This is a genomic window from Sphingobium limneticum (genome assembly GCF_008710155.1).
GTDB lineage: Bacteria > Pseudomonadota > Alphaproteobacteria > Sphingomonadales > Sphingomonadaceae > Sphingobium > Sphingobium limneticum.
This window is the reverse complement of sequence record NZ_VYPZ01000008.1, coordinates 52,887-78,967: the sequence shown is the minus strand read 5'-3', so window position 1 is coordinate 78,967 and position 26,081 is coordinate 52,887. Positions and strand designations below refer to the sequence as shown.

Sequence of the window (26,081 nt, the reverse complement as noted above, 5' to 3'; positions counted from 1 at the left end):
GATTGTTACAAGAATATGACGGGCGTAGTGGCCCGCATCCCCAAAAACCGGGGATTGATTCTTGCAACTATGGAGCAAAATATGCGTCAGATGTTTCAGGGCACTGTGCTGGCCGTTGCGGTCGGCGTTCAGATGCTGACCTTCTATTCGGTGCTTTATGCCTGATCGCGTATCTATCGCGATCTTCATCCCGTGTGATCGGGATGCCAAAAGGCCGCTCCTGCGATAAGCAGGGCGGCCTTTTTACTTGATATCGACTTTGGTGGTCCCGATCGAACGGCTCTGCAGGCTCAACCCTCCGCCAGCCATCCGGCCAGCAGATAGGCCACGACGCCGATCGGCCCCAGCGCGCAGAGCGTCAGCAGTACGAGCGCGACGCGCAGGATCGTGACGTCCAGGCCGGTGCGGTTGGCGATCCCGGCGCACACGCCCATGATCTTGCCATTGCGACGGTCCAGGGTGAAACTGTTGTTCATGTCTCTGACTTTCCGTTGATAGGATGGATGGGGCGATCAGGCGATCGGCGCGACGGGAACGGCGGCGCTCACGAACAGGCCGGCGACGATGAAAGCGCTGGCAAGGGCGAAGGCGGCGTTCTGGATCTTGGCGATGGACATGGTGGATACTCCCTGTTGTACGTTGGCCGACCATCCGGCCTTGATGCCAACAGACTTTGCAGAGGCCGTGCCAAATCTGCATTTTCGGCAGAAATCCGCGTATTTTCGATGGTTGCAGGACAAGGGGCGACGATGAAATATCCCGTTATTGGGAAATTTCGCCGCAATATGGTGAAATGGACGCGCGGTGAGCGATAGCCTGTTATTCGTCTATGGCACGCTGCGCTTTGCCTTCGACGGGCCGATGGCGCGGCGCCTGCGGGCCAAGGCGCAGCTTGTGGGGTCGGCACGGGCGCAGGGCATGCTGTACCGCCTGGCAGGCTATCCGGGCTTCGTACCGGGCGCAGAGGGTGTGGTGACAGGCGACCTGTTCGCATTGAGCGACGCGGAGGTCACATTGGCCTGGCTCGACGATTATGAGGAATGTGCGGTGGATAGCCCGCAGCCGCACGAATATCGGCGGCTACGGCTGATGGTCGAGGGGGAACAAGGCCCGGTCGCGGCATGGACCTATGTCTATGCGCGCGACCCATCCGAATGGCCGATCATCGCCAGTGGCGACTTTCTGGCATCTGTTTAACGCCGTTTGAAGTCAGCATGATCCGATTCGATCGCATCGGATCATGCTTTAGGAGGCCATGGACCGCGGCGGATTGCGCAAGGTGCTGACATCCACGGCGCCGGCGAATTCCACGCCCATGCGATCGTCTCTCGACCATTTGCTGGTGGCGTTGACGAACTGGTTTTCGGCCAGCTCGATCGCGAACAGCGTGCCCACCGGCACGTTCCACAATCCTTCGATCAACGCCCCGGTGGCGGAGATATTGCGCACGCGGCCGATATAGACATGGCCGTCATGATGGACCGCGATGGTGCGCAGCATCGTCTTGCGTTCGGGGCGGCTGGACTGGAAGCCATTGGCGCTGGCCGCCGTGCCGGCGCGGTTCTGGCTGGCCATCACATCGGCCATCGGCATCGGCCGGCCGTAAATATAGCCCTGGATATGGCTGCAACCCAGCTGGCGGATCAGCGCCAGCTCATCCTGCGTTTCCGCGCCCTCGGCCGTGGTGTCCATGCCCAGCGCCTCGGCCAGGCTGACGATCGCCTTGATGATCGCGCTGTTGCGATTGCCCTTGATCGCGGCGCCGCGCACGAAGCTCTGGTCGATCTTGATCTTGTCGAACGGCGCCTTTTTCAGATAGCCGAGCGAGGAATAGCCGGTGCCGAAATCGTCCAGCGCCAGGCGGACGCCGATTGCCTTCAACCGGTTGAACATCGCGTCCGTGCCATCGTCGTCGTTCAGGAAGACGCTCTCGGTAATCTCCAGCTCCAACCGCTCAGGCGCCAGCTGCGCGGCGGCCAATGCACTCATGACGGTGGAGGGGAAGCCGGGATTGGCGAACTGGGTCGGCGACACGTTCACCGCGACGCGGATACCCTCCTGCCATTCCGCCGCGTCGCGACAGGCGGTGCGCATCACCCATTCGCCGATCTGGGCGATCAGGCCGCTATCTTCCGCAATGGGTATGAACAGCGCCGGTGAGATCGGCCCACGCACCGGATGGTTCCAGCGCAGCAGCGCTTCGTAACCGGTAATCTGCTCCGTCTTGGACGACACGACCGGCTGGTAGACCAGGTGCAGGCCGTCGTCGGTCAGCGCGCGACGCAGATCCTCCTCCAGCTGCCGGCGATTTTCCGCGTCGGCATGCATGTCCGACGAATAGAAGCGATGGACGCCGCGCCCGTCGCCCTTGGCGGCGTAGAGCGCCAGGTCGGCGTTGCGGATCAGCGCATCGGCGGTCACGCCATCCTGCGGACAGACCGACAGGCCGATCGACACGCCGATGACCACGGCATTGCCTTCGACCGTATAGGGTTGCGACACCGCGCTGATGACCGCCTGCGCGAGATGGGCGAGCACGGTCTGGTCGTGGCGGCCGGGCAGCAATATCTTGAACTCGTCGCCGCCTTGCCGTCCGACCAGCCCCTTTTCGCCGACCACGCGCTGCAACCGCTGGCTGACCTGACGCAGCAGGGCGTCGCCGGCGGGGTGGCCCAGCGTGTCGTTGACGATCTTGAACCGGTCGAGGTCCAGCATCATCAGCGTGCATTCGCCCGGCTTGCCATGGCGATCGGCCACCGCCTGCTCCAGCGACCGCAGCATCTGGATGCGGTTGGCCAGGCCCGTGAGCGAATCGAACTGGGCCAGGCGCGTGACCTCCGCCTGGTTGCGGCGCGTTTCGGTCAGGTCGGTGCCCGCCCCGCGAAAGCCGTGGAACTGGCCATATTCGTTGAACACCGGCTGGCCCGAAATCGACCACCAGCGCTCCTCTTCCTTCGCCATGGCGGCGCAGACGGGAATATCGGCAAAGCCGGTACGCGCGGACAAATGGAAGCCCAGCGTGCGTTCGCCATCGCCCTGCTTCTTGTCACCGGGCCGCACGATCTCGGTGATCGGCTTGCCGATCAGCGTCCCGACGGACACGGACAATGACTGGGCCAACGTGTCGCTGATATAGGTCAGGCAACCCTGGCGGTCGGTTTCCCAGAACCAGCCGCGCCCGGTACGCTCATGCTCCTGCAACAGCCGGTCGGAACGCTGGGCGCGCAGATCCTGCTGGTGCCGGGCGATCGCCTGGTCGCGGTCCGCCGTCGCCTGGCGCAATGTGGCGACCAGCATGACGATGACGCAGCTGAGCAACAGGCCGATCTGGGCCATGCCCGCCTTTTCCACCACCGACACCAGCAGCGCGCCGAGGAAATAGCTGATGCCGAGCAGGCGCCGGTCGCCGAAGATGCAGACGGCCAGCAGCGCCACCGACAGCTCGGGCACCGCCGCCAGGAACAGCGCATCGGTCGCGGCCTTGGTTTCATAACCCAGCCACAGGCTGAAGGTCAGGCCCGACAGGAACACCATCGGCAACATCATCCAATTCTGGATATGCGGCATGCGGTGGCGGAACCAGTTGCGGCGCGGCAGCAGCATCAGCGTACCGTCGATGATCAGCATGGCGACCATCAACGCGATCTGGAGCGGTTCGCCGGAATAGAAGGGCAGGTTGAGCAGGGCGACCACGCTGAACTTGGTCAGCAGGATCAAAGGCCAAAGTCGCGCGATATGGAAAAAATTGCCCGAAATCCAGGACGCCGATACTTCGGTCCCGCTCTCCGAAAGGCCGAGCGCGACCATCAATGTCATGGAACGGGACGGATTATCGTCGAGGGATGCGCGCAGTAAAGACATGCTCCACCGGTAGCGCAAACTCCTTGCCAGAGGATTACCTCCGGCCCGCTTTGGTGCAGGCTGAAACCTGCACCAAAGGGCATGTGCAGGCGAAAACCTGCGCTGCAATAACCGTCAGACGCGCATCGGCATCAGCACGTAGAGCGCCGGGCTGTCGTCGCTTTCACGGATCAGCGTCGGCGCGGCGGCATCCGCCAGATGCAGCTCGACCAAATCGCTGTCGATCTGGCCCAATATGTCGAGCAGATAGCGGGCATTGAAGCCGATATCGAAACCTTCGCCCTGGAACGCGCCGGGCACTTCTTCGGCCGCGGTGCCATTTTCGGGGCTGGTGACGGACAGGGTGATCTTGTCCTTGTCCAGGCTCATCTTGACCGCGCGGGTCTTTTCCGTGGCGATGGTGGCGACGCGGTCGACGCCATCCTCGAAGCTGCGCGGATCGATCTTGAGCAGCTTGTCGTTCGCGGTCGGGATGACGCGGCTATAATCGGGGAAGGTACCGTCGATCAGCTTGCTGGTCAGGATCGCGCTGCCCAGGCCAAAGCGGATCTTGCTGGCCGACAGGGCGATGCCCACCGACCCTTCGACCTCGTCCAGCAGCTTGCGCAGTTCGCCGATACATTTGCGCGGGATGATGATGCCGGGCATGCCTTCCGCGCCGTCCGGGCGGGTCACGGTGACGCGCGCCAGACGGTGGCCGTCGGTCGCAGCGGCCTTCAGCACCGGCTGATCGTCGTCTGTGACGTGGAAATAGATGCCGTTCAGATAATAGCGCGTCTCTTCGGTCGAAATGGCGAAGCGCGTCTTGTCGATGATCTGCTTCAACGTTTCGGCTGGCAGTTCGAACGTCGTGGGCAGGTCGCCCTCGGCGATCACCGGGAAATCGTCGCGCGGCAGGGTCGACAGGTTGAAGCGGGCGCGACCGGCCTGGATCAGCATCTTGCCCTCGGCCGCATGCAGCGACACCTGGCTGCCCTCGGGCAGCTTGCGGGCGATGTCGAACAATGTGTGCGCGGAAATGGTGGTGGCGCCGGCCTGTTCCACCTGCGCCGACACGCTTTCGACGATCTGCAGGTCAAGGTCGGTCGCCATCAGCTTGATCGCGCCGTCGGCCGATGCCTCGATCAGGACGTTGGACAGGATGGGAATGGTATTTCTGCGCTCGACCACCGATTGGACGTGGCTCAGGCTCTTGAGGAGCGTTGCGCGTTCGATGGTGGCCTTCATGTCCCTATTCTGTCCGTTCTTTTTAAGCCAATAGCCGGGGGTTCGGTCGAATCCCGGCGACAATGATGGATGCTCCTTCATAGCCGCTCGAACGCCTCCTGCAAGCGTCGCATGCATGCTTTGCACCGGTCGGGGTTGCAAAAGGGGACGGCTTGGGCTTTGCCAATGCCATGCGCCCCACAACCCCTAGCGCCTTGGCGTTGCTGCCCCTCCTGCTGCTTGTGGCATCGCCGGCCATGGCCCGCGATTCATTGGGCATTTTCGAAAACTGGGGCGCCTTTCGCGATTCCGGCGCCAGTCAAAGCGGGCCGCGCTGCTACGCCATTGCCCAGCCGGTCGCGCGACGTGGCCAGTCGCCCAGGGGCTTCGCCTCGGTCGGCAGCTGGCCACGCAACCATGTGCGCGGGCAACTGCATATCCGGCTCGGCCGGGCGCGGGCGAGTGCGGCGCCGGTCATCCTCACCGTAGGGGAGCGCCGCTTCACGCTGGTCGGCGGACAGATGGACGCCTGGGCCGCCGATGCGCGCGGCGACGCGCAGATTGTCGCCGCCATGCGCTCCGCCAGCAGCATGAGCGTGGCCAGCGTCGGCGCGGACGGGCGCGGCTTTGCCGACAGCTACGCCCTGCGCGGCGCGGCGACGGCGATCGACGCGGCGGCGCTGGGCTGCGCCAAATTGCGCTGATTCAACACATCTTTAAAAATCCGCGAAAATCGACTATGTGCGCGACCATGCAATCAGCCGCCAGCCCGCTCATGCCGATTCCCGGCCCCCTTGACCCTGTGCCCGTGCCGCGCGCGGTGACCCCGCGAGAGGATGGCCGCATCGACCTCATGGGCCTGTCCCGCCCTCAGATAAAGAGTGCGCTGGAGGAGGTCGGCCTTGACGTGAAGGCCGCCAAGCTGCGCTCCAAACAGCTGTTCCACTGGCTCTATCATCGCGGCGAAACCGATTTCGAGGCGATGACCGACCTTGCCAAGCCGATGCGCGGCTGGATGGCCGAACGCTTCGTGGTCGGCCGCCCGGAAGTGGTCGAGGCGCAGGTGTCGACCGACGGCACCCGCAAATGGCTGCTTCGCTCGGACGATGGCCAGGATTATGAAATGGTCTTCATCCCCGATGCGGATCGCGGCACGCTCTGCGTCTCCAGCCAGGTGGGCTGCACCTTGAACTGCAGCTTCTGCCACACCGGCACGATGCGACTGGTGCGCAACCTGACGCCGGGCGAAATCGTGGGGCAGGTCATGCTGGCGCGCGATGCGCTGGGCGAATGGCCCAAGGGCAATATGGGTGCGGCCAATGATGCGGACGAGGATGAGGACGCCTCGCAATATTCGCCCGACGGGCGGATGCTGACCAACATCGTCATGATGGGCATGGGCGAACCGCTCTATAATTTCGAGCACGTGCGCGACGCGCTCAAGGTCGTCATGGACGGCGATGGCCTCGCCCTCTCGCGCCGCCGCATCACCCTGTCCACCTCCGGCGTCATTCCGATGATGGCCCGCGCGAGCGAGGAAATCGGCGTCAACCTGGCCGTGTCGCTCCATGCCGTGACCAAGGAAGTGCGCGACGAACTGGTCCCGCTCAACCGCAAATATGGCATCGAGGAATTGCTTCAGGCCTGCGCCGACTATCCCAAGGCCAGCAACGCGCGCCGCATCACCTTCGAATATGTGATGATCCGCGACAAGAATGACAGCGATGAGGATGCGCGCGAACTGGTCCGCCTGATCCGCAAATATAAGCTGCCGGCCAAGGTGAATCTGATCCCGTTTAACCCCTGGCCCGGCACCGACTATGAATGTTCGACGCCCGAGCGCGTCCGCGCGTTCAGCAGCATCGTGTTCGAAGGCGGCATCAGCGCGCCGGTCCGCACCCCGCGCGGTCGCGACATCATGGCCGCCTGCGGCCAGTTGAAGTCGGCGAGCGAGAAGAAGAGCAAGGCCGAAATCAAGCGCCTGGCCGAAGAGAAACAAGCCGCACTCGGATAATCCGGGGACGCAGTCTTTTCCACAAGGCACGACATAAAGCCCCGCCCGCAACGGCGGGGCTTTTCATTTTGTGCTGGCCCGCCCCGGCCCATCCTGCACAATGACATCAAGAGATGATGCGGATTTATGGCGTTTCGTTCCCCGGCGCAGGCCGGGGTCCAGCTCAGATCGTGGAACTGGACCCCGGCCTGGGCCGGGGAACGATTTCTACGAAAAAAGGGCGGCCCCTTGCAGGACCGCCCTTCCTTGAAATCTGATCGTCTTGAGAGGGATCAGAAACGGAAGCCGACGCCAACCAGGCCAACGTCGCGACCGCCGATATTGGATTCATACTCGCTGCGCTGATATTCAGCCGAGATGTAGGTGGTCGGGGTCACCGAATATTCCAGACCGCCGCCGTAACGCACGCCTTCGAACGACGCACCGCCATTGCCCAGGTCGATGCGGGTGTTGGCATAGCCGACCTTGCCGAACGCCAGAACCTGCGGGGTCAGCGTGTAGCCGAGGCGCACCGAAGCGGCCAGATCGCGGCTGACTTCCGCACCGGCGCCGGCGCTGGTGGTGGTGTCGCTGAACGACACTTCAGGACCGAAGGTCACGCCCGGAGTGACGGCCAGGTCGTAGCCTGCGGTCACGCCATAGGTGAAGCCGTCACGGCCATCGAACTTGTCGTAGCCCGCGGTGATGCCCGCGCGCGGCCCGGTGAAGGGCGCAGCGTCCTGAGCAAAGGCAGGGGCCGAAACAGCGGTGGCAGCAGCAATGGCTGCGAAAATCACAGTCTTCATAAAGTCCTCGATATTTATCTTGTCGCCGCGACTTAGACATTCATCCGGCGTTCAGGTTCGATGCAAAGATATTACGAACTTATTCTCATAATAACTCCTGCGACTCTTCTCTCCATTATCGGGAGATCAAGAGCGCGATCTGCATCACGACCGCGCAACTGCCATCTAGGATCGCAAGTTTGAGTTGCAAAGGGGTTCAACCTTTATTTCAATCAATTTCAGGGCTTGTGTTGCAAAACTGTTACATCGGCCGATCCGGCCTGTGCGCACCCCGCGCGACCCATCCCGCCAGGCCCCGTCGGCCGCGCGTCGCCAAATGATCGGATCATAAACAAGCCAGATATCTCATGGGGATAGAGGCGGTGGACAGGCCGCGTCCAATCGGCGAGGGTAGGGGTGATTTTGGGAAGACCATGCCGATCGCGACTGATATGCCGGCATTTGACGCCCGCGTAACGACATGACAGGGTAGCGACATGAAACTGTTTGAACTGGTTCTCAAGCGGCTCGTCACGCGCGGCCGCGTGACCGTCCATTACGCCAACGGCAAGACGATCACGGTCGGTCAGGCCGATCCCGAATTTCCCGATCTGGCGCTGCGGTTCAAGGATGGCCGGGTGCCCTTCGACATCGTGAAAGACCCGCGTCTGGGCATGGCCGAAGCGTGGATCGACGGCCGTGTCGGCATAGAGGGCGGCGGCATCATGGAATTCATCTCCATGATTCGCGCCAACAATCCCTGGGAGCAGGGCAAGTCGATCGAATCGAAGAGCCTGCTCAAGCGCGGCATCGGCGAAGTGCGTCAGAAACTATGGCGCGCCAACCACCGCGCCCGGTCGAAGGCCAATGTCGCCCATCATTACGACCTGTCCGGCGCGCTCTACGCCCTCTTCCTCGACCGCGACCGCCAATATAGCTGCGCTTATTATCCCGATGTGGATAATGAGGCCGGCATCGGTCTGGAGCAGGCGCAGGAGGACAAGAAGGCGCATATCGCCGCCAAGCTGCACCTGAAACCGGGTATGAAGGTGCTGGATATCGGCTGCGGCTGGGGCGGCATGGCGCTTTATCTGCACCGCACCTGCGGCGTGGACGTGACCGGCATCACCCTGTCTGAAGAACAGTTGAAGGTCGCACGGCAACGCGCGATCGACGCCGGGGTCGCCGACCATGTCCGCTTCGAACTGATCGACTATCGCGACATGACCGGGCCGTTCGAGCGGATCGTGTCGGTCGGCATGTTCGAACATGTCGGCACACCCGATTATCGCACCTTCTTCGACAAATGCCGCCAGTTGCTGACGCCCGACGGCGTGATGCTGGTCCACACCATCGGACGCATGGGCGGGCCGGGCACCACCGACGCCTTCACCACCAAATATATCTTCCCGGGCGGTTACATCCCGGCCCTGTCGGAAATGGTGGCGGGCAGCGAGGGCACGCGCCTCATGGTGACGGACGTTGAGGTGCTGCGCGTCCATTACGGCCTGACGCTGCGGGAATGGTATAAGCGAACCATGGCGCACAAGGCCGATATCGTGGCGCTTTATGACGAGCGTTTCTTCCGCCTCTGGACCTTCTATCTGGCGGGCGCGGCGACCGTGTTCGAACATGGCGGCATGGTCAATTTCCAGGTCCAATATGCCCGCGACCGCCGCGCTTTGCCCATCACCCGCGACTATATGCAGGAAGCGGAAGCCGCATTGCGCGGCCGCTGAAAACGGCTGGGCGTAACAGAATATCATTCCGTCGTTCCAGGCTGAACCGTCGCTGACAGAGCCATTCGCTGACGGTTCAGTCGGACGAGTCCATTCTCGCCCTCATGCTCCCACCCCCTCATGGGCGGGAACTATGAGGAGATGAGAGATGAAATTATTCTGGAAGGGCGTGGCGGTGCTGGGCCTTGCCATGGCTGGGGTAGGCGCCACCGCCGTCCCGGCGCAGGCACAATATTATGGCGGGAATGGCTGGCGCGGCGATCGCGACCGCCATTGGGACCGTGGCGACCGCCGGCGCTGGGACAATGGACGCCGCTGGGACGACCGTCGCGACTGGCGCGGCCATCGCGGCGACTGGAGAGGCAATCGCGGTTACCGCACCCGCTGCTGGAACGAATGGCGCTACGACCGATATCGCGACCGCCGGGTGCGCGTACGCATCTGTCGCTGATATCTATATTTCGATCGCAGCTCGCCCCGATTGAACCTTGGGGCGGGTTGCGGCATTTCTGACGGCATGACCGATCCCATGCCCGTTATCCAAAGCCTCTTATCGGGCCTTCCCATCCTCCTGCTGCATCTGGGCAGCGCCACGCTCGTCTGGCTCGCCGCGCTCGCCCTCTATCTGTGGATCACCCCACATGACGAATTTGCGCTGATCCGTGGCGGCAACGAAGCCGCCGCCATCTCGCTCGGCGGCGCGGCGATTGGCCTGGCCGTACCGCTCGGCTTCTGCCTCGCCGGCTCGGTCAATGTCTGGGACATCGTGATCTGGGGCAGCGTCACTTTGGTGCTGCAACTCGTCGCCTTTCGTCTCGTCGATTTCCTGCTCGGCACGCTGTCGGCCCGGATCGAGGCGAATGAGCGGTCGGCCGCGATCTTCCTGGCCATGATGAAGGCGGCGATCGCCTGCCTCACCGCTGCGGCGGTGGCGGGCTGATCCGATGGCGGGTGGCAAGGGTTGCGGCTGCCTGCCCTTCGCGCTGGGCGCGTTGCTGCTGGTCGCCTGGTTCGGGCAGGATGTTCGCGTCCCCCCGCTGGAGGTCGAGCAATATGACCCCCGCTCCCCGCGTCGGCCCATGCCCGGCTGGGGCGACGAGCAGTTCGTGATCGAGGACAGTCCCGATGGCCCAGCCGATTCGATGGGCACCGCCTTCGCCGTCGATCGCGACGGCGCCTGGCTGACGGCGCAGCATGTCACCCATGACTGTACGCGCGTGGGGCTGGAGGATGGCCGCTTCGCCCGGCCGGTGTCGCGCGTGCTGGAAAGCCGGGAGGCGGACGCAGCGCTGGTCCGCGACGGCCTGCCCAGCAGCAGCGCGCTCCCGCTATCGAACCGCGCGCCGCAACCGGGCACGCCGGGCTATCATATGGGCTTTCCCGCCGGCAAACCCACGCTGGTCCTATCCGAACTGATCGGGGAGGCGAGCGCCCGGCGCGGCCGCAGCGACCTCACGCAACCGGTGCTGGCCTGGGCCGAAAAAGGACGCATTCCCTCCGGCGACGGCACCCTGTCGGGCATCAGCGGCGGCCCGGTCTTTGCCGAAGATGGCCGCGTCGTGGGCGTCAACAGCGCGTCGACCGACCGGCGCGGCCGCATCCTGACCACCGCGCCCGACGCCGTCGCCCGGCTGACGCGGGCCAGCGGCGCGGTGGACGACCGGCCGGTCGCCTATCCCTTCGCCGGCAGCGCCGACGCGGAAAGCCGCTTTGCCGCCTGGCTGGACGAAGGAGTAATCCGGCGCATCTATTGCGATGTGGACGAAAAGCGCGGCGGTTGACGCAATAGTGGCTCAGACGCTAGGCGCAGCACAGCTTTTCAAGGAATCTCATCATGAGCGACACGCCTCCCGACCACCTCTCCACCAATCCCAAAAGTCCCCATTTCGACATGGAAGTGCTTCAGCGCGGCATCGGCATCCGCTTCAAGGGCCGTGAGCGCAAGGATGTGGAGGAATATAATATTTCCGAAGGCTGGATCCGCGTCGCCGCCGGCAAGAGCCGCGACCGTTACGGCAATCCGCTGACGATCAAGCTGACCGGTGAGGTCGAAGCCTGGTTCGAAAACCCCGCCGAGGGCAGCGAAGACAAGCCCGCCGACGCGGAGTGACATAGAAAAGGGCGCCGGTGACGGCGCCCTTTTTGTTTGTCAATTCATCGCCGTTTCGCGCCGCACATCGGCGATGATGGCGCTCAGCGTCCGCTGCGACGGCGCGGCATCGGCATATTCGACGATGAAGGGATCGGCCTCCAGATGCGGCGTGCGCGCACGCGGCGCCTTTGCGGGCTTTGCCGCCTTGACAGGCATGGGCGTCGCTGCCGCCATCCGCGTGGGGCTGGTGAGCACGGCTCTGGCCGACGCCGGCACCGCCTGCGGCTGGCGCATCACAGCCGGCAATGCCCGCTCGTCCCACATATCCGAATCGACCTTGGCAAAGCGCACGCTGCTGCCCAACGTCGCGTCCGGCGTGAAGTCATGCAGCCTGGCCTTGGCCGGGTAAATGAAGCCATAGGTCGGGTTGGTCCGCGCGCCCATCTGGCCCGTCGGGCTGTGCCACACGCGCACCTGACTCCAATCGCCGTCGGCCGACACGTCGATCGCCAGCACATCTTCCTCGATGGCGCCGGGCACCGACCAGTTGGCATGGCGGATCAGCACGCGGCGATCATCCAATATCCTGCTGACGACCGCGACATGGCCCAGCGTCATCGGACCATTGGGCCGGAACGCCAGCACCGCACCCTTTTTGGGCTTGCTGCCGCGCTTATATTGTCCATCCGCCTGATCCCACCAGGTCAGCGCATCGCCCCTGATCGCTACGCCCGACACGATCCGGGCATAGGGTACACATTGCAGCACCGCAGAACCCCATGAGGGCGCAGTTGCCAGTCCGGACAGCAGCAGGGCTGCGGTCCAGCGCATCGCTCGAAACATCTATGCGATCCCGAAACTTTAGAATCGCCCCACCGGGATCGACCCTAGAACCCGCTTCCTTTGGAAAGGGTTAAGCCTAGAGCATTCTGAAGTCGGCTGGCACAGCCGACGTCTCGCAGAATGCGGAAAACGAAAAAGTCAGGGATGAGGGTCGAACAGCGTCCGACCCGAAATAATCTGGGGAGGAGTGTCAGAAAGCCGAGCGGACGGCGGCGCCGCCGGTCGTGTCGGCCGAAGCGATCTGCACCGGCTGGTCGATGCCCTTGGGCGCGCTGGCGTAGATGAAGCCGCGGGCGGCGTTGGAACGCAGGCCCAGATTGCCGATCGGGCCGTACCATACGCGCACGTCGGACCAGTCATTATTGGCCGATACGTCGATGGCGCGGACATTGCGCTCGATACCACCACGATAGGACCAGTTGGCGTGGGTCAGCAGCACTTCGCGGTCGTTGACGACCTTGCTGACCATGGCGACATGGCCGACCGGCATGGAGCGGCTGGCCGCAAAAGCCAGGACGGCACCGACGCGGGGTTCATGGCCACGGTCGTAGCGACCTTCGGCCTGACCCCACCAGGTGTTGGCATTGCCGTGGATGTCGATACCGGAAACCTGCCGGGCAAAGGGTGCGCATTGCAGCGTGCCGGCGGTGGCGGGAACAGCGAAGAGAGTCGAAAGCGCAAGAACAGATGCCGCGAAAACCGCGCGAAAACCAGCGAACATGCGATTGCGACCCCGACTTGTTTTTAAGGCTTGAACCCCGATGCCGGTCTTAGGCCAGACGCCCGACGAACCGACAAGCGTCGGGCGACGAGTCGTTTCGTCGATGCGTTATGCTGCGGAACGAAAAACATGGCCGGCCGTTACAGTCAGCCGGGTTGCATCAGGTAATTCACTGAAAAGACTGGATTCGGTGCCCGTCATCCACACCTGACCCCCACTTTCCTGCAAACGTTGGAAGAGTGCGGCGCGGCGCAGCGGGTCGAGATGCGCGGCCACTTCGTCGAGCAGCAGGACGGGCGGCTGGCCCCGGTCGGCCGCCACCAGCGCGGCATGGGCCAGCAGGATCGACAGCAGCAACGCCTTCTGCTCGCCGGTGGAACAGAGTGCGGCGGCCTGACCTTTGGCGATATGGGTAACCGACAGGTCGTGGCGATGCGGCCCGCTCAACGTCCGCCCCGCCGCCGCATCGCGCCGCCGCTCGCGCGCCAGCCGCTGCGCCAAGGGTTCGTCGCTCGCTTCCTCCCCCTCGATCGCGATCAGCGGCCGGGCGAAGGGTTCGTCGGGCTGGTCGGCCAGCGCGTCGTTCAACCGCGCCACCAGATCCGCCCGCGCCGCCGCCAGCGCCGTGCCATGCTCGCCCATCTGCGCTTCCAGCGCGCTGAGCCAGGCGGGATCGGCCCGGCGGATGTCCGCCAGCAGCCGGTTGCGCGCGCGCATCGCCGCGTCATAGCGGGCGCTATGCGCGGCATGGCCGGGGTGCAGCGCCAGCGTCAGCCGATCCAGAAACCGCCGTCGCCCGCCCGGACTGTCCAGAAACAACCGGTCCATCGCCGGCGTCAGCCACACGATCGACAGATGATCGGCCAGCGCATTGGCGGACGACGCCACGCCGCCGATCCGCACCTGCCGCCGGTCGGGACTGGCGGCGGTAACGCCGGTGCCCAGCATCGCCCCATCGACTTCCGCCGCAATGCCGAAACCGCCGCCGCCGTCCTGCCGCGCCATGGCCGACAGCGCCGCACCGCGCAGCCCGCGCCCCGGCGCCAGCATCGACACCGCTTCCAATATATTGGTCTTCCCCGCGCCATTGTCGCCGGTCAACAGGATGAAGGCATGATCGGGCAGGATCAGCGCATCCGCATGATTGCGGAAATCGCTCAAGGTCAAACGGCCGATCATCGCGCGGCTGTAGCCGGGGCGGGCGGGGGAGGGAAGGGCGGCGTTGGGGAAGGGGGCGGGGCTGGCGTGATGGCTGCCGAAACGCTGGCGGGAATGGGCGGGGAGCGGACGGTCCGGTTTCTTAGCCCTCTCCCGTTTTTCACGGGAGAGGGTTGGGTGAGGGTCTTTCTTCTTTCTGGCAGGAAGTCTTTGTTCAGGAAGAAGCAAGGCCCTCACCGACATCGACTAGGCAGCAAGCTGCCAAGTCTCCGTAGCCTCTCCCGTGAAAACGGGAGAGGGCAAGTGAAGCGTCCATTTCGGTCGCTACCAGCCACCTCTTACTACGCTTCCAATGTTGGATTTTCTCTGATCTATCCTCAGGAATGAAGCTCCGGCCCTCCATCTGCCCACCCGTCACGCGCAGGCCCGAAGCACTGCCGCGTCGGTGGCGCGCGCATGTGACCCTGACGGTCGGCACCCCTGTAGGACGTGACGCGTCGCGAAAGCCTTGGGCGCGCATGGCGAAAGCCTTGGGAGCGCATCGCGAAAGCCTCGCGAGCGCTTGCCGCGCAAAAGCCGTGCAACGGTGTGAACTTCGCCCTCACCTCGAACGGTTCACCTCAACAGCGCTTGCGCGTCACCGCCGTCCCGTCATTCACCACCGTCAGCGCCTTGCCATCCTTCGACAGGGTCAGCGCCAGCGTACGGGTCCAGCTCTGGCCCTCACCGGTGAAGGCGGCCTCCACCGCCGCGCGGCCATCTGCGTCTTGGGTTACCTGCTTCACCGTGCCGACGCTTTCATGGAACAGCAGCTGGTCGGGCATCACCGTCAGTTCCAGCGCCGCCGCCTTGTCGCCGCACCGTTCCGCCGCCCCCGCCCAGCGCCCCTGCATCGCGGCCGGGACCAGCCCATCGGCCGCAGCGGCGGGCGGCGGCGTTTCCACCCGCGGCACCGTTTCGACCGGCGTGATACCGTTGGCGGGCGCGGCCTCCATATTGGGCAGCGTCTGGTCCAATATATTGGTGACGACGCCCGGCTGGTCGTTCTGCTTGTCCGCCGCGCGGTTGCAGGCGGTGACGAGCAGCAGCGGCAGCATCAGCAAGTCAGAGGAAAAGTTTCGCATAACGGAAAAACCGGCCAGTCCTCCGCCAGTTCCCGGCGCCGCTTTCCGAAGCCCTTTCCTTGCCACGCCACCATGCTAGGCTCAGCCCCGACCATCAGGGGAGTTGATGCCATGCCGGTGCTGGGAATGGGCGGCCTGTTCTTTCGTGCGCGCGATCCCGATGCGCTGGCGGCCTGGTATCGCACGCATTTGAATGTCGGCGGCGGCTGCGTGGTCGATCCCGCCGACCCGCCCAATGAATGGATCTGGCAGCCGCAGGGCGGACCCATGGTCTTCGCCCCGTTCAAGGCGGACAGCGACTATTTCGCCGCCGACAAGGCCTTCATGCTGAATTTTCGCGTGTCCGATCTCGATTCCCTCTTGGCCCACTTGCGCGGCGCAGGCGTTGAGATCATCACCAAGCCCGAATGGGACGATCCCGTCCTCGGCCGCTTTGCCCGCATCCACGATCCGGAGGGCAATGCGATCGAATTATGGGAACAGCCCGACCATCGCCATCCGACCCAAGGAACCCCGTCATGAAGCGCCTGTCTCTTCTCCTCGCCGCTGCCGCCACGCTGATGTCCAGCAACGCCATGGCCGCCCTCGCCATCGGGACCAAGGCGCCCGATTTCACCACGCGCGGCGCGCAGGCGGGCAAGACCTTCACGCTGACCCTGTCGCATCAGCTCAAGCGCGGCCCTGTGGTCCTCTATTTCTTCCCCAAGGCGTTCACGCCGGGCTGCTCGGCCGAAGCGCGCGAATTTGCGGAGAATATCGACAAGTTCAAGGCGGCCGGCGCCACCGTCATCGGCATGTCGGCCGACCCGGTCGACGATCTCGTCGCTTTCTCGACCAAGGAATGTGCCGGCAAGTTCGCCGTCGCCTCGGCCGGGCCGGCGATCGTGACGGGCTATGACGTCGCCCTGAAGATGCGGCCGGGCATGACCGACCGCACCTCCTATGTCATCGCCCCCTCGGGCCGCGTCGCCTTCGTCCATAGCGAAATGAACTATGCCGAGCATGTGAAGAGCACGCTGGCCGCCGTTCAGGCGATGAAGGGGAAGTAAGCTACTTCTTCACATAGGTGCCGAACCAGCCAAGCGTCGCATCCCATGCGGCCTTGGCGGCGGCCTCGTTATAGCTGGGGCGATAATCGGCCATGAAGCCATGTTCGGCACCGGCATGGACGGTGATCGCGTCGGGCGGCGACTTGCCAGCCTTGGTCAGCGCCGCCCGCATCGCGTCCACGTCCGCGACCGGAATGCCCTTGTCCAGTGCGCCATATTGCCCCAGCACCGGCGCCTTGAGCTTGCCCACTTCCTCGATCGCGCTCAATGGCTGCAACGCCGTCTTGTCGCTCACCAGCCGGCCATAATAAGCCACCCCGGCATTCAGCTTGGCACTATGGGCGGCATAGAGCCACACGATCCGACCGCCCCAACAAAAGCCGGTGATGCCGCGCTTCTTGCCATCGCCGCCATGGCTACCGGCCCAGTCATAGACGGTGTCGATATCGGCCAATACCTGGGCATCGGGTGCCTTGGACACGATGGTGCCGACCAACTGCTTGAAGTCCGCAATCTTGGTCGCGTCGCCATGGCGCGCGAACAGGTCCGGCGCGATGGCATAATAGCCCGCCTTGGCGAACCGGCGGCAGATGTCGCGAATCCACTCATGCACGCCGAAAATCTCATGCACGACGACGATGACCGGCGCCGCTTTCCCACCAGCAGGCCGCGCAACGAAGGCGGGCAGGGCGAAGCCGTCATCGGCGGCAATGCTCACCATCTCTTCCGTCAGCCCGTCGCCCGGCGTCTGCACCGCGCTGCTGGCGACCGGGCGGCATGCGGCGGCAAAACCGGCCGCAAAAGCGCCACCGGCCAGCACATGGCGGCGTTGCAGGCCCGTGCTGCGTACCCAATTGCTGTCCTCGGACAGACGTTCATTGTCGTCGCTGGTCATCCGCTTGCTCCTCTTGCCTGGCTGATGGGCAGGCAGCTTAGGCAAGCGCGTGGCAAAGGAACAACAAAAAGGGGGAAGACGCAGATGCCCGCCTTCCCCCTTTTCGAAACAGGCCAAGCTTGGATCAGGCGGCGATCGCCACCGGTTCCGGTTCGGCCACGACCAGGCCACGACCCAGATCGCGGATCAGGCCGATGAAGCGGGTCGCTTCCCGCACGATCATCGCCTTGTTGAAACAGGCCGCCGCGCCCCGGTCCATCGCCTCGGCGACGATCGGCGCGCCGTCCCGCATCAGGCTGGACAGCATGATCACCGGGCACGGCTCCATGTCCATGATCTCGTCCAATATCATGAGGCCATCCTTGCCCGGCATGGCGATGTCCAGCGTCACGACATCGGGCTTTTCCAGCCGGATCATGTCGATCGCTTCCTCGCCATTGCGGGCGATGCCGACCACTTCGATGCGGCGGTCGCGTTCCAGCAACGTCTCGATCATCGCTCGGATGGTCAGCGAATCATCGACCACCACTATTCTGACAGGCTTCATCATCTCGGTTCCCCAACCATTATGGACATCATAACGGCCGAGGAACGAGAAGCTTTAGCCGTGCCTAACGGACATTTAACTACGCGGGCGATTGGCCGCGAAATTGGGGAAGAAGAGTTTGCGGAAACTGATCGATACGGTGCGGCCCAGCGGGTCCAGATAGCCCGGCTGATATCGCAATGGGGTCGCTCCGGTCGCGTCGGTGACTTCGCGCCGCTGGTTGAAGATATTGTCGATGTTGAAGGATATGCGCGCGCCCCGCATGAAGGGGATCTTGCGCTCCAACCCCTGTACCTGACCCAGATTGGCGAAGATGCGCAGGTTCGCAGTGGCCAGGCTGCCGAAGTTCAGCCGCGACGACCCGCCCGCCGTACCGGTCAGCGCGCCGTCCACATGGGTGCCGCTTTCCCAGTCGATGCCCAGCCGCGCGCCGATGCCGTTGTTCATATAGCCGATCCGCGCCTCCACCTCATGCCGGGGCTGGCCGCCCGACGATCCGGTGGCGTCGCCGTCCAGCAGGTTGAGTTGCGGTAAGCCCGGCGCGATCTGGATGCTCTCGGTCAGATGCCAGGTGTGATAGAGGCTGAAGGTCATCCGACCGCCGCCCTGACCATTGCCGCCCGGTCCACGGAAGCCGCCGGGGCCTCCAAAGCCGCCGCCGCGCGGGCCGTTGCCGCCGCCCGGCCCGGCCCCTGGCCCCGAATTGCCGCCCTCGCCACGCGGCCGATCGCCACCGCCTTCGCCCGGCGGCGGACCGCCTTCTGCTCGGGACTGGCGGTTGCCGAACAGCGCCTGCAATTCGGGCGGACGGTCTTCCGGCTTGCCGCCTGACGCGCGCCAGGCTTCCACCAGCTTCTGGATATGCGACTTTATCGGGACCGACAGGTCCACGCCCCAGCGCAGTTGCTCGCTCTGCGACGACAGGAAATTGATCGGCCGGGCATCGACCTGCAACAAATTGCCATCGGCATCGCGCAGGAAGCGTTGCGGATAGGCCGCCTCCAGCGCCGGCGTTGGCGTCGGGAAGGCGGCGATCGGGTTGCGCGTGCGGCTGTTGAGGTAAGTGGCCGTCATCGTCAGGTTCGGCTTTTCGAACGGCTTGATCCGCGCGCTCAGGCGGAACTGGTCGCGCACGCTTTCCTTCAGTGCCGCATTGCCGCCCGACAATTGGGTGACGAACACCGTCTGACCGGTCGCATAGTCGAACACCGACACGTTGGGCGTGGAAATCATCGGATCGGTGATGTTCGCCCCCGTCGGCGCAGCACGATCCTGATTGGCGGACGCCAATATCTGCACCGCATCCACCGGCTTCCAGCGCAGGCCGTAGCCCAGCGTCGAAAGCGTGCCGAAATCCGAATAATGTTGCGTGGCGGCATTGAGGTTGACCGCGACATCGCCCACCGCGCCCAGCACGCCGCGCGACCGGCTGGTGATCGGCAGGTCCAGGCTGATCTGCCCGCTGCCGATTTCCCGGCTGTAATCATTGCCGCTTTCCACGCCGGACCGGACCGACCGGCTGGTAAAGCCGTTGGCCGACGCACCGATGCTGATCGACGTGGTCACGCCGCCGGCCGGCAGGTCGAACAAGGTGCCGCTGATCAGCAGGTCGCCCTGCACCGCCTGGCTCTTGGCGCGGGCGCGGTCGGTCAGGCGCGTGGCGATCAGGTCCGGCGCGAAGCTGCCATAGGGATTGACGCTGGCGTCGCCGGCATCCAGCGCGGCCTGAATCGCGCCGGTGGACAGGCCGCGATCGGTGCGCGTCCGCGTGATCGACAGGTCGCCATTGCCGGTGAAAGACCATTGCCAGCCGCCGCCCAGCTGCCCGTTCAGGGTCAGCCCGATATGGCCGGTCGTGCCCTTGATCTGCTGTTGCAAGGCGCCGCCCTGCGCCAGATAGCGATAGAGGGTGACGTCGTTTGAGAAGGGCGAAAAGGCGCTGCCCGTCGGCAGGTCGAGCGCGGCGGACGACAGGCCCTGCAGCGTATCATTGTCCGACAGTTCCAGCCGCCCGTTCAACGTCGCCGATATGCCGCCCAGCGCGCGGGCGAGGGTGGCGTTGGCCGAGAAACTCTCCGTCTCCGGGCTGAGCGTGCGGTATCGGGTCAGGTCGCTGACGCTGGTGACGTTGGCGCCCGCGACGAAATCGCTGAGCGAGGGCGCGCCCGACGCCGCGCTGCCCGATACGCTGGCCACCGTGACGGTCTGGCCGGCCAGTGCCGACAGCGCCGGGTCGATTTCGCCGTTGGTGCCGGTGCCCACGATATTGCCGTTCAGCGCATAGGGGCGGCCCGGCGCGGTCGCGGTGATGCCGCGCTCGCTCTCCAGCAATTGCGCGGCGCGGCTATATTGCAGGTTCAGCGTGAAGCGATTGTCGCCCTGGATGCGCAGCAGGCCCGCTTCCACCTTGCCATTTTCGCGCCCGCCCCGCGTCGTCGTGCCGACGCGCCCCTCGGCGGTTTCCGCGCGGAAACGCTGGCGCAGGACGATGTTCACCACCTTCTGCGTCGGTGCATAGCCGTAGGACAGCGCGACCTGTTCGGGCAATATGTCGACCCGCGCCACCGCTTCGGACGGGATATCCTGAATCTCGGAAAAGCTGGAAATGCGCTTGCCGTTCAGCAGGATGACCGGTGTGCCATTGGTCTGCGGCGCCAATTCGGTGATGAGTTCGGAAATGGAGGTGACGCCCAGCGCCCGCACGTCCGCGCCGGATAATTGCTGTTCGGGTTGTACATTGCCGATCACCGATCCGCGCTGCGGCTGGCCGGTGACCACGATCTCTTCGCCATCGTCCACCGGCGCGGTTTGCGCGGCTTGAACTGCCTTAGCTTCCTCTTGCGCCATCAGCGCGCCGGGCGCGACCCCGGACATGAGCGCAACACTGATGATGGACGCGGAAAGACGCACGAAAACCCCCACAACATTCTTTGATCTGACCGCTGGACTAGCAGGCGCTTGTCGCAAAATTCTGGCAACAACCAGCGATATTTGTCGCAAGATGTAATCATGCCGGCTGAACGGGGGCTGGCCGGGCGTCAGGGGGCGTCGTGGAAAATGATGCCCAATGCGTGGCGCACGCCTGACAGAAGGCGGCTGACGCCATGGCGCATCTGCACGCGATACACGCCGCGCGCGCCCATGACCGGCCGGTCGCGCACCGGAAAGATGACGGCATCGCCCTGCATCAGCGGCACCACTTCTGCGCGCGACTGCATGCGCGGCCGCTGCTCGGTCAGTACGAAGGCGCCGCCGGAAAAATCCTGCTCCGGCCGGGACAGCAGGATCGCGACCTGCAACGGGAAGATATGCGGGCCATAGACATCCTGATGCAGCGCATTCCAGTCGCCTGCCTCGTAACGCAGCATCAGCGGCGTCGCCTTGTCCTGCCCCGCCAGTGCGCAGCGCGTCAGATAATCGGCGTGGCGCGCCGGATAGATGTCGCCCGTACCCAGCCTCTCCGCCCAGCCATTGGCGTGGCGTGCCAGCGCGGGATAGAGCCGGTCCCGCAGCATCGCGACCGGATCGGGTAGGGGATAAGTGAAATAGCGATAGCGCCCGCTGCCAAAGCCATGCCGCGCCATCACCACCTCCTTGCGGAAGACGGCGGGGTCTTCCCATAGCGCGATAAGGGCAGCGCATTGGTCGGGCGACAGCAAGGCGGGCAGGCGCACGGCGCCATGGCGGTCGAGATCGGTCAGGTCCATCGGGCCAGCATGGCGGCAACGCGCGTCCGGGGCATCCCGTGCCTTGCGTTCAAACACTTCCCTTCGCCGCCGCCGGTTTATAGGATGGTGGCATGCGCACGCTTTATCCCCCGATCGAACCCCATGCCTCCGGTCATCTCGATGTCGGGGACGGCCATCATATCTATTGGGAACGGGCCGGCACGCCCGGCGCCAAGCCGGCGGTCTTCCTGCATGGCGGGCCGGGCGGCGGCATTTCGCCCGACCATCGCCGCCTGTTCGATCCCGCGCGCTACGATGTGCTGCTGTTCGACCAGCGTGGTTGCGGCCGATCGACCCCGCACGCCCATCTTGAAGCGAACACCACCTGGGATCTGGTCGCCGATATCGAGCGGCTGCGCGCGATGATGGGTGTGGAGCAATGGTTGGTTTTCGGCGGCAGCTGGGGCTCGACGCTGGCGCTCGCCTATGCGCAGACGCATGTGGATCGGGTGACGGAACTGGTGTTGCGTGGCATCTTCACGATTCGGCAAAGCGAGATTGACTGGTATTATCAGGAAGGCGCCAGCCGCATCTATCCCGACAAATGGGAACGGTTCGTCGCCCCGATCCCGCAGAGCGAACGGGGCGATCTGGTCAATGCCTATCGCCGCCGCCTGACCGGTGACGATCGCGCCGCGCAAATCGCCGCCGCCCGCGCCTGGAGCGTGTGGGAAGGCGAGACGATCCGCCTGCTGCCCGACCCGGCGCTATCGGCGACCCATGATGCGGATGATTTCGCGCTCGCCTTCGCGCGGATCGAAAATCATTATTTCGTCCATGGCGGCTGGCTGGAGGACGGTCAGTTGATCCGCGACGCGGGCAAGCTGGCGGCCATTCCCGGCGTCATCGTGCAGGGTCGCTACGACATGGCCTGCCCGGCCGAAACCGCCTGGGCGCTGCACCGCGCCTGGCCGCAGGCGCGCTTCGACATGATCGAGGGCGCGGGCCACGCCTATAATGAGCCGGGCATCATGGACGCCCTGATCCGCGCGACGGACGGGTTTGCGGGTTAGCGGCTACCCGGCCCCAATGCCGGGTCCAGGTCGCGTGGGCGGGTGAAGCTGGCGAGGGTCGCGATATTTTCCCGCGCATTTGCCCACCGGTCGATGGGAAGGTCCAGCACCGCGATGCTGGCGGTCGGGAATTTGATTTCCACATCCTCGCGCAACGGATTGACGCCGTCGTCGGGGACCAGGTCCAGGATCAACTCCTCCAGCCCCGGATTATGGCCCGCCAGCAGCGCACCGTCGGCACTGTCGGGCAGGTCGCGGATCACGTCGAACAAGGTAGGCGCGGAGGCGAGGTAGATACGCCGGTCCCACCGCGCGTCCAGCGTCTCGCCATAGCCGGCGAAGAAGGTTTCCAACGTCTGCACCACCCGCACCGCCGGCGAAGCGACCAGCATGTCGAAGCGCATGGCGCGCTGCGCGGCAAACTGGCCCATCAGCATGGCGGCCTTCTCGCCCCGCCGGTTCAAGGGCCGGTCGAAGTCGCGCGCGACCGGATCGTCCCAATCCGATTTGGCGTGGCGCAACAGGGTCAGCCTCTTCATTGTGTCTCCTGTTGGGGTAGGCCGGATTCGCGCCCCTGATGCCCTAACAGGACCGTTTCGCCAAGGCTTTGCTCTCTGGCCTGTACGCTGACGGCGATGATCGCTTCGTCCAGCGTCAGCCGGCGGATCGGCGTACCGGGCGGAAAGGCGCTCAGCAATCGGCTCGGCATCGCGGCGGACAGGATGACGAAACTGCCCTTGTCCTCGGCCCGGCGAATGAGGCGCCCGAACGCCTGCGCCAGCCGCGCCCGGATCAGCCGGTCGTCATAGGCGCTGCCTCCGCCCGCCAGCCGCCGCGCGGCGTGCAGCACCGTGGGCTTTGACCATGGCACGCCCTCCATCACCACCAGCCGCAGCGAATGGCCCGGCACGTCCACGCCATCGCGTAGCGCATCGGTGCCCAGCAGCGACGCGCGCGGATCGTCGCGGAAGATATCGACCAGCGTGCCCGTATCCATGGGGTCCACATGCTGGGCGTAAAGCGGCAGGCCCGCCCGTGCCAGTCGGTCGGCGATGCGCGCATGCACGGCCCGCAGCCGCCGGATCGCGGTGAACAGCCCCAGCGTGTCGCCGCCCGCCGCCTCGATCAACCGGCCATAGGCACCCGACAGCGCCGCAATATCGCCGCGCTTGATGTCAGTGACGATCAGCACTTCGGCCCGTCCCGGATAATCGAACGGGCTGCTCGCCTCGAACCGCTCCGCGCCATGGGGCAGGTGGACTGCGCCGCTGCGCGCCTCCGCATTGGACCAGTCGCCCCCGCCCTTCAGCGTCGCGGACGTCAGCAGCACGCCCTGCGCGGGCTTCAGCACCGTTTCGGCCAGCGGCCGCGTCGGGTCCAGCCAGTGGCGGTGGATGCCGATATCGAACTCGCGCCCCTCGATCCGGTCGACCGTCATCCAGTCGACATAGTCCGGGTCGGCCGGCCCCCCGATCCGCGCCAGCAGCGCCAGCCAGGCCGCGATCAGGTCGCGCCGCCATCCGAGCGAAGCGATCGCCCCCTCCACCCGCGCCCGCGCCGCGCTGTCCAGCCAGTCGGGCGCATCCTCGATCACCGCCTCCAGCCGCCGCGCCAGCCGTACCAGCGGCTTGATCAACGCATCCAGCGCCAATGCAGCTTCCTGCGCGGCGTCGACCAGCGCACCATCGGGTTCGGCCAGCTCGGTTTCCAGCCCATAGCCGGCATCCGCCTCGCCCGCCGCTTCCGCGCGGGTATAAACGGTGCCGCGCACCGCGGCGAGCAGCGCTTCCAGCGGCCCGAACGGCTCGCCCGCAACGACGCGCTTGAGCCAATCATCGGCTGGCAGCGCCTGCGCCGCGTCGATCGCCGCGCGGATCGCCTGACCGCCTTCCTCGTCATAGCTGGCCAGGTCGGACAGGCGCGCCGCCAACCCCCGGCGGCGCCCGCGCGATCCGCCTTCCGGCCCCATGATCCACCGGCGCAGTTCGATCGCCTCCTGCCCCGACAAAGCGACGGAGAAGGTCGAATCCGCCGCATCGAACAGATGATGGCCCTCGTCGAACACTATCCGCTGCGGTCGCTGCCCGGTTTCCCGCCCGCGCGCGGCGTTGATCATCACCAGCGCATGGTTGGCGATGACGATGTCGGCATCGGCCGACGCGCGGGCCGATCGTTCGATGAAGCATTTGCGATAATGGGGGCAGCCCGCATAGATGCACTCGCCGCGCCGATCGGTCAGCGCGGTCGAGCCATTGCGGCGGAACAAGGCCGGCAACCATCCGGGCAGGTCGCCGCCCACCATGTCGCCATCCTTGCTGAACGCGGCCCAGCGCGCCACCAGTTGCGCCAATATCGCCGCGCGGCCGGTAAAGCCGCCCTGCAACGCATCTTCCAGATTGAGCAGGCACAGGTAATTTTCCCGCCCCTTTCGCACCACCACCCGCTTTGCCGCCACCGCCGCGTCGGGGAACAGGCGCAGCGATTCGCGGTCCAGTTGGCGTTGCAGCGCCTTTGTGTATGTCGAAACCCAAACCGTGCCCTGCGCTTCGCCGGCCCAGAGCGAGGCAGGCGCCAGATAACCCAAAGTCTTGCCGATGCCCGTGCCGGCTTCCGCCAGCAGTATATTGGGCTGGTCGCGATGCTTGCGCGGGGTGAAGGCCAGGCTGGCGGCGGCGGCATAGGCGCGCTGGCCGGGGCGCGGTTCGGCGCCCTTGCCAGTCAGCGCGTCCAGCCGGGCCAGCACCTGATCTTCCTTCAGGCTGACGGTGCGCGGGGCAGGGCGGGGCTGCGCCTCCTCCCATTCCGGCAATTTGGTGAAAAGCCAGCGCTCCGCCTCGCGCGGGCGGGCGATGCGCGGCGCGACCAGCGGCGACCAGGGCCAGCGCAGCCGATGCAAGGATTGCGCTGCGGTCCATCCGCCCTCCCGCTCTTTCCAGTCGGGTGCGTCCATCCGGGCGAGCAGCATCGCCGCGCCCTGTTGCAGCAGCGCGGGAATATCGCCCTCGCTCGTCGGCGCGGGCAGGCCCAGCGCTTCTGCCAGCCCCTTGGGCGTCGGCACCAGGAAACGGGCCGGATGCAGGAAGGCCCAGAGTTCGAGCAGGTCGAGGCCGTTAAGTTCCGGATAGCCCAGCCGCTGGCCGGTCAGCGGTGCGTTCAGCAGCAGCACCGGGGTTTCGGCGCTGCGCGCGATCGCCTGCCCCTTGGCCAGCGCCTGGGTGCGGTCGCCTTCGCGCAGCCAGATGCCGCCATGGCTGGCGTGGAGCGCGGGCAGGGTGGCGGGATCGATCACCCGCCCGATCTAGGCGAGCAGGAACAAAAGGAAAACCT

Annotated in this window: 26 protein-coding genes; 12 read left to right on the top strand and 14 right to left on the bottom strand. The window is 65.1% G+C overall.

Annotation, left to right across the window (positions count from 1 at the left end; all coding sequences use genetic code 11):
* Positions 1–15 precede the first annotated feature (15 nt).
* The gene (locus F4U94_RS24355) at positions 16–165 is read left to right on the top strand and encodes a hypothetical protein (RefSeq protein ID WP_170271930.1); all 150 of its coding nucleotides are present in this window, start codon (positions 16–18) and stop codon (positions 163–165) included.
* A gap of 125 nt (positions 166–290) precedes the next feature.
* Here F4U94_RS24355 and F4U94_RS11835 read toward each other — a convergent pair whose 3' ends face one another.
* On the bottom strand, positions 291–476 hold the full coding sequence (locus F4U94_RS11835; RefSeq protein WP_120251574.1) for a PspC domain-containing protein: 186 nt from the start codon (positions 474–476) through the stop codon (positions 291–293).
* A 328-nt stretch (positions 477–804) separates the two neighbouring features.
* Between F4U94_RS11835 and F4U94_RS11830 the strand changes: the two genes are divergently transcribed.
* Entirely contained in the window at positions 805–1,197 is a 393-nt protein-coding gene (locus F4U94_RS11830) for a gamma-glutamylcyclotransferase family protein (RefSeq protein ID WP_120251575.1), read from the top strand.
* A 48-nt stretch (positions 1,198–1,245) separates the two neighbouring features.
* Here F4U94_RS11830 and F4U94_RS11825 read toward each other — a convergent pair whose 3' ends face one another.
* Both F4U94_RS11825 and dnaN read right to left on the bottom strand, forming a co-directional pair.
* Entirely contained in the window at positions 1,246–3,861 is a 2,616-nt protein-coding gene (locus tag F4U94_RS11825) for an EAL domain-containing protein (protein WP_170271932.1), read from the bottom strand.
* A 114-nt stretch (positions 3,862–3,975) separates the two neighbouring features.
* Positions 3,976–5,088 (bottom strand): DNA polymerase III subunit beta, encoded by a 1,113-nt coding sequence (gene dnaN, locus F4U94_RS11820; RefSeq protein ID WP_120251577.1) that lies wholly within the window; start codon positions 5,086–5,088, stop codon positions 3,976–3,978.
* A 170-nt stretch (positions 5,089–5,258) separates the two neighbouring features.
* Between dnaN and F4U94_RS11815 the strand changes: the two genes are divergently transcribed.
* Entirely contained in the window at positions 5,259–5,771 is a 513-nt protein-coding gene (locus F4U94_RS11815) for a hypothetical protein (RefSeq protein WP_120252276.1), read from the top strand.
* 47 nt (positions 5,772–5,818) lie between these two features.
* The gene (gene rlmN, locus F4U94_RS11810; protein ID WP_120252277.1) at positions 5,819–7,081 is read left to right on the top strand and encodes a dual-specificity RNA methyltransferase RlmN; all 1,263 of its coding nucleotides are present in this window, start codon (positions 5,819–5,821) and stop codon (positions 7,079–7,081) included.
* Positions 7,082–7,353: 272 nt separating this feature from the next.
* Here rlmN and F4U94_RS11805 read toward each other — a convergent pair whose 3' ends face one another.
* Entirely contained in the window at positions 7,354–7,866 is a 513-nt protein-coding gene (locus tag F4U94_RS11805) for a porin family protein (protein ID WP_120251578.1), read from the bottom strand.
* Positions 7,867–8,342: 476 nt separating this feature from the next.
* On the opposite strand from F4U94_RS11805, the gene F4U94_RS11800 reads away from it, so the two are divergent.
* The 5 genes from F4U94_RS11800 to F4U94_RS11780 all read left to right on the top strand — a co-directional run bounded on the left by F4U94_RS11800 (position 8,343) and on the right by F4U94_RS11780 (position 11,694).
* A complete protein-coding gene (locus F4U94_RS11800) occupies positions 8,343–9,584 on the top strand; it encodes an SAM-dependent methyltransferase (RefSeq protein WP_120251579.1) in 1,242 nt (413 codons plus the stop codon).
* A 148-nt stretch (positions 9,585–9,732) separates the two neighbouring features.
* A complete protein-coding gene (locus tag F4U94_RS11795; protein ID WP_120251580.1) occupies positions 9,733–10,035 on the top strand; it encodes a hypothetical protein in 303 nt (100 codons plus the stop codon).
* Positions 10,036–10,101: 66 nt separating this feature from the next.
* Entirely contained in the window at positions 10,102–10,524 is a 423-nt protein-coding gene (locus F4U94_RS11790) for a DUF350 domain-containing protein (RefSeq protein WP_120251581.1), read from the top strand.
* A gap of 4 nt (positions 10,525–10,528) precedes the next feature.
* A complete protein-coding gene (locus F4U94_RS11785; RefSeq protein WP_120251582.1) occupies positions 10,529–11,365 on the top strand; it encodes a S1 family peptidase in 837 nt (278 codons plus the stop codon).
* A gap of 53 nt (positions 11,366–11,418) precedes the next feature.
* Positions 11,419–11,694: a DUF3297 family protein gene (locus F4U94_RS11780; protein ID WP_120251583.1), complete on the top strand. Its 276-nt coding sequence runs from the start codon at positions 11,419–11,421 to the stop codon at positions 11,692–11,694.
* Positions 11,695–11,733: 39 nt separating this feature from the next.
* Here F4U94_RS11780 and F4U94_RS11775 read toward each other — a convergent pair whose 3' ends face one another.
* The 4 genes from F4U94_RS11775 to F4U94_RS11760 all read right to left on the bottom strand — a co-directional run bounded on the left by F4U94_RS11775 (position 11,734) and on the right by F4U94_RS11760 (position 15,495).
* Complete coding sequence (locus tag F4U94_RS11775; RefSeq protein WP_120251584.1) at positions 11,734–12,519, bottom strand: CHAP domain-containing protein; 786 nt, start codon at positions 12,517–12,519, stop codon at positions 11,734–11,736.
* 190 nt (positions 12,520–12,709) lie between these two features.
* Positions 12,710–13,240 (bottom strand): CHAP domain-containing protein, encoded by a 531-nt coding sequence (locus F4U94_RS11770; RefSeq protein ID WP_150411917.1) that lies wholly within the window; start codon positions 13,238–13,240, stop codon positions 12,710–12,712.
* Between the two features lie 108 nt (positions 13,241–13,348).
* Positions 13,349–14,419 carry a DNA replication/repair protein RecF gene (gene recF, locus F4U94_RS11765; protein ID WP_120251586.1) on the bottom strand — a complete coding sequence of 357 codons (1,071 nt, stop codon included), beginning with the start codon at positions 14,417–14,419 and terminating at the stop codon, positions 13,349–13,351.
* 599 nt (positions 14,420–15,018) lie between these two features.
* Positions 15,019–15,495 (bottom strand): hypothetical protein, encoded by a 477-nt coding sequence (locus F4U94_RS11760; RefSeq protein ID WP_249042044.1) that lies wholly within the window; start codon positions 15,493–15,495, stop codon positions 15,019–15,021.
* 138 nt (positions 15,496–15,633) lie between these two features.
* On the opposite strand from F4U94_RS11760, the gene F4U94_RS11755 reads away from it, so the two are divergent.
* Positions 15,634–16,044: a VOC family protein gene (locus tag F4U94_RS11755; RefSeq protein WP_120251588.1), complete on the top strand. Its 411-nt coding sequence runs from the start codon at positions 15,634–15,636 to the stop codon at positions 16,042–16,044.
* Positions 16,041–16,571 (top strand): peroxiredoxin, encoded by a 531-nt coding sequence (locus tag F4U94_RS11750; protein WP_120251589.1) that lies wholly within the window; start codon positions 16,041–16,043, stop codon positions 16,569–16,571. Before F4U94_RS11755 ends, F4U94_RS11750 begins: the two co-directional genes overlap by 4 nt.
* Before the next feature lies 1 nt (position 16,572).
* Here F4U94_RS11750 and F4U94_RS11745 read toward each other — a convergent pair whose 3' ends face one another.
* The 4 genes from F4U94_RS11745 to F4U94_RS11730 all read right to left on the bottom strand — a co-directional run bounded on the left by F4U94_RS11745 (position 16,573) and on the right by F4U94_RS11730 (position 21,720).
* Positions 16,573–17,466: a dienelactone hydrolase family protein gene (locus F4U94_RS11745; protein ID WP_120251590.1), complete on the bottom strand. Its 894-nt coding sequence runs from the start codon at positions 17,464–17,466 to the stop codon at positions 16,573–16,575.
* A gap of 124 nt (positions 17,467–17,590) precedes the next feature.
* Positions 17,591–18,016 carry a response regulator gene (locus F4U94_RS11740; protein ID WP_232015773.1) on the bottom strand — a complete coding sequence of 142 codons (426 nt, stop codon included), beginning with the start codon at positions 18,014–18,016 and terminating at the stop codon, positions 17,591–17,593.
* 72 nt (positions 18,017–18,088) lie between these two features.
* Positions 18,089–20,887: a TonB-dependent receptor gene (locus F4U94_RS11735; protein ID WP_427771772.1), complete on the bottom strand. Its 2,799-nt coding sequence runs from the start codon at positions 20,885–20,887 to the stop codon at positions 18,089–18,091.
* 164 nt (positions 20,888–21,051) lie between these two features.
* Complete coding sequence (locus tag F4U94_RS11730) at positions 21,052–21,720, bottom strand: 2OG-Fe(II) oxygenase (protein ID WP_120252279.1); 669 nt, start codon at positions 21,718–21,720, stop codon at positions 21,052–21,054.
* A 92-nt stretch (positions 21,721–21,812) separates the two neighbouring features.
* Between F4U94_RS11730 and pip the strand changes: the two genes are divergently transcribed.
* The gene (gene pip, locus F4U94_RS11725; protein ID WP_120251592.1) at positions 21,813–22,754 is read left to right on the top strand and encodes a prolyl aminopeptidase; all 942 of its coding nucleotides are present in this window, start codon (positions 21,813–21,815) and stop codon (positions 22,752–22,754) included.
* Here pip and F4U94_RS11720 read toward each other — a convergent pair.
* Together F4U94_RS11720 and F4U94_RS11715 are read right to left on the bottom strand one after the other, a co-directional pair.
* A complete protein-coding gene (locus F4U94_RS11720) occupies positions 22,751–23,293 on the bottom strand; it encodes a SixA phosphatase family protein (RefSeq protein ID WP_120251593.1) in 543 nt (180 codons plus the stop codon). The two genes, pip and F4U94_RS11720, sit on opposite strands and share 4 nt — an antisense overlap.
* Positions 23,290–26,043: an ATP-dependent DNA helicase gene (locus tag F4U94_RS11715; protein ID WP_150411915.1), complete on the bottom strand. Its 2,754-nt coding sequence runs from the start codon at positions 26,041–26,043 to the stop codon at positions 23,290–23,292. Before F4U94_RS11715 ends, F4U94_RS11720 begins: the two co-directional genes overlap by 4 nt.
* Between the last annotated feature and the right edge of the window lie 38 nt (positions 26,044–26,081).

Excerpts from the sequence above, each read along its gene's own strand:
- dnaN (WP_120251577.1), bottom strand. The coding sequence starts at position 5,088 with ATGAAGGCCACCATCGAACGCGCAACGCTCCTCAAGAGCCTGAGCCAC.
- F4U94_RS11775 (WP_120251584.1), bottom strand. The coding sequence starts at position 12,519 with ATGTTTCGAGCGATGCGCTGGACCGCAGCCCTGCTGCTGTCCGGACTG.
- F4U94_RS11805 (WP_120251578.1), bottom strand. The coding sequence starts at position 7,866 with ATGAAGACTGTGATTTTCGCAGCCATTGCTGCTGCCACCGCTGTTTCG.
- F4U94_RS11735 (WP_427771772.1), bottom strand. The coding sequence starts at position 20,887 with ATGTCCGGGGTCGCGCCCGGCGCGCTGATGGCGCAAGAGGAAGCTAAG.
- F4U94_RS24355 (WP_170271930.1), top strand. The coding sequence starts at position 16 with ATGACGGGCGTAGTGGCCCGCATCCCCAAAAACCGGGGATTGATTCTT.
- F4U94_RS11825 (WP_170271932.1), bottom strand. The coding sequence starts at position 3,861 with ATGTCTTTACTGCGCGCATCCCTCGACGATAATCCGTCCCGTTCCATG.
- F4U94_RS11730 (WP_120252279.1), bottom strand. The coding sequence starts at position 21,720 with ATGGACCTGACCGATCTCGACCGCCATGGCGCCGTGCGCCTGCCCGCC.
- F4U94_RS11770 (WP_150411917.1), bottom strand. The coding sequence starts at position 13,240 with ATGTTCGCTGGTTTTCGCGCGGTTTTCGCGGCATCTGTTCTTGCGCTT.
- F4U94_RS11780 (WP_120251583.1), top strand. The coding sequence starts at position 11,419 with ATGAGCGACACGCCTCCCGACCACCTCTCCACCAATCCCAAAAGTCCC.
- F4U94_RS11795 (WP_120251580.1), top strand. The coding sequence starts at position 9,733 with ATGAAATTATTCTGGAAGGGCGTGGCGGTGCTGGGCCTTGCCATGGCT.
- F4U94_RS11760 (WP_249042044.1), bottom strand. The coding sequence starts at position 15,495 with ATGCTGCCGCTGCTGCTCGTCACCGCCTGCAACCGCGCGGCGGACAAG.
- F4U94_RS11785 (WP_120251582.1), top strand. The coding sequence starts at position 10,529 with ATGGCGGGTGGCAAGGGTTGCGGCTGCCTGCCCTTCGCGCTGGGCGCG.
- F4U94_RS11755 (WP_120251588.1), top strand. The coding sequence starts at position 15,634 with ATGCCGGTGCTGGGAATGGGCGGCCTGTTCTTTCGTGCGCGCGATCCC.
- F4U94_RS11740 (WP_232015773.1), bottom strand. The coding sequence starts at position 18,016 with ATGATGAAGCCTGTCAGAATAGTGGTGGTCGATGATTCGCTGACCATC.
- F4U94_RS11790 (WP_120251581.1), top strand. The coding sequence starts at position 10,102 with ATGACCGATCCCATGCCCGTTATCCAAAGCCTCTTATCGGGCCTTCCC.
- F4U94_RS11835 (WP_120251574.1), bottom strand. The coding sequence starts at position 476 with ATGAACAACAGTTTCACCCTGGACCGTCGCAATGGCAAGATCATGGGC.
- F4U94_RS11750 (WP_120251589.1), top strand. The coding sequence starts at position 16,041 with ATGAAGCGCCTGTCTCTTCTCCTCGCCGCTGCCGCCACGCTGATGTCC.
- recF (WP_120251586.1), bottom strand. The coding sequence starts at position 14,419 with ATGATCGGCCGTTTGACCTTGAGCGATTTCCGCAATCATGCGGATGCG.
- F4U94_RS11800 (WP_120251579.1), top strand. The coding sequence starts at position 8,343 with ATGAAACTGTTTGAACTGGTTCTCAAGCGGCTCGTCACGCGCGGCCGC.
- F4U94_RS11720 (WP_120251593.1), bottom strand. The coding sequence starts at position 23,293 with ATGAAGAGGCTGACCCTGTTGCGCCACGCCAAATCGGATTGGGACGAT.
- F4U94_RS11815 (WP_120252276.1), top strand. The coding sequence starts at position 5,259 with ATGCGCCCCACAACCCCTAGCGCCTTGGCGTTGCTGCCCCTCCTGCTG.
- rlmN (WP_120252277.1), top strand. The coding sequence starts at position 5,819 with ATGCAATCAGCCGCCAGCCCGCTCATGCCGATTCCCGGCCCCCTTGAC.
- F4U94_RS11745 (WP_120251590.1), bottom strand. The coding sequence starts at position 17,466 with ATGACCAGCGACGACAATGAACGTCTGTCCGAGGACAGCAATTGGGTA.
- pip (WP_120251592.1), top strand. The coding sequence starts at position 21,813 with ATGCGCACGCTTTATCCCCCGATCGAACCCCATGCCTCCGGTCATCTC.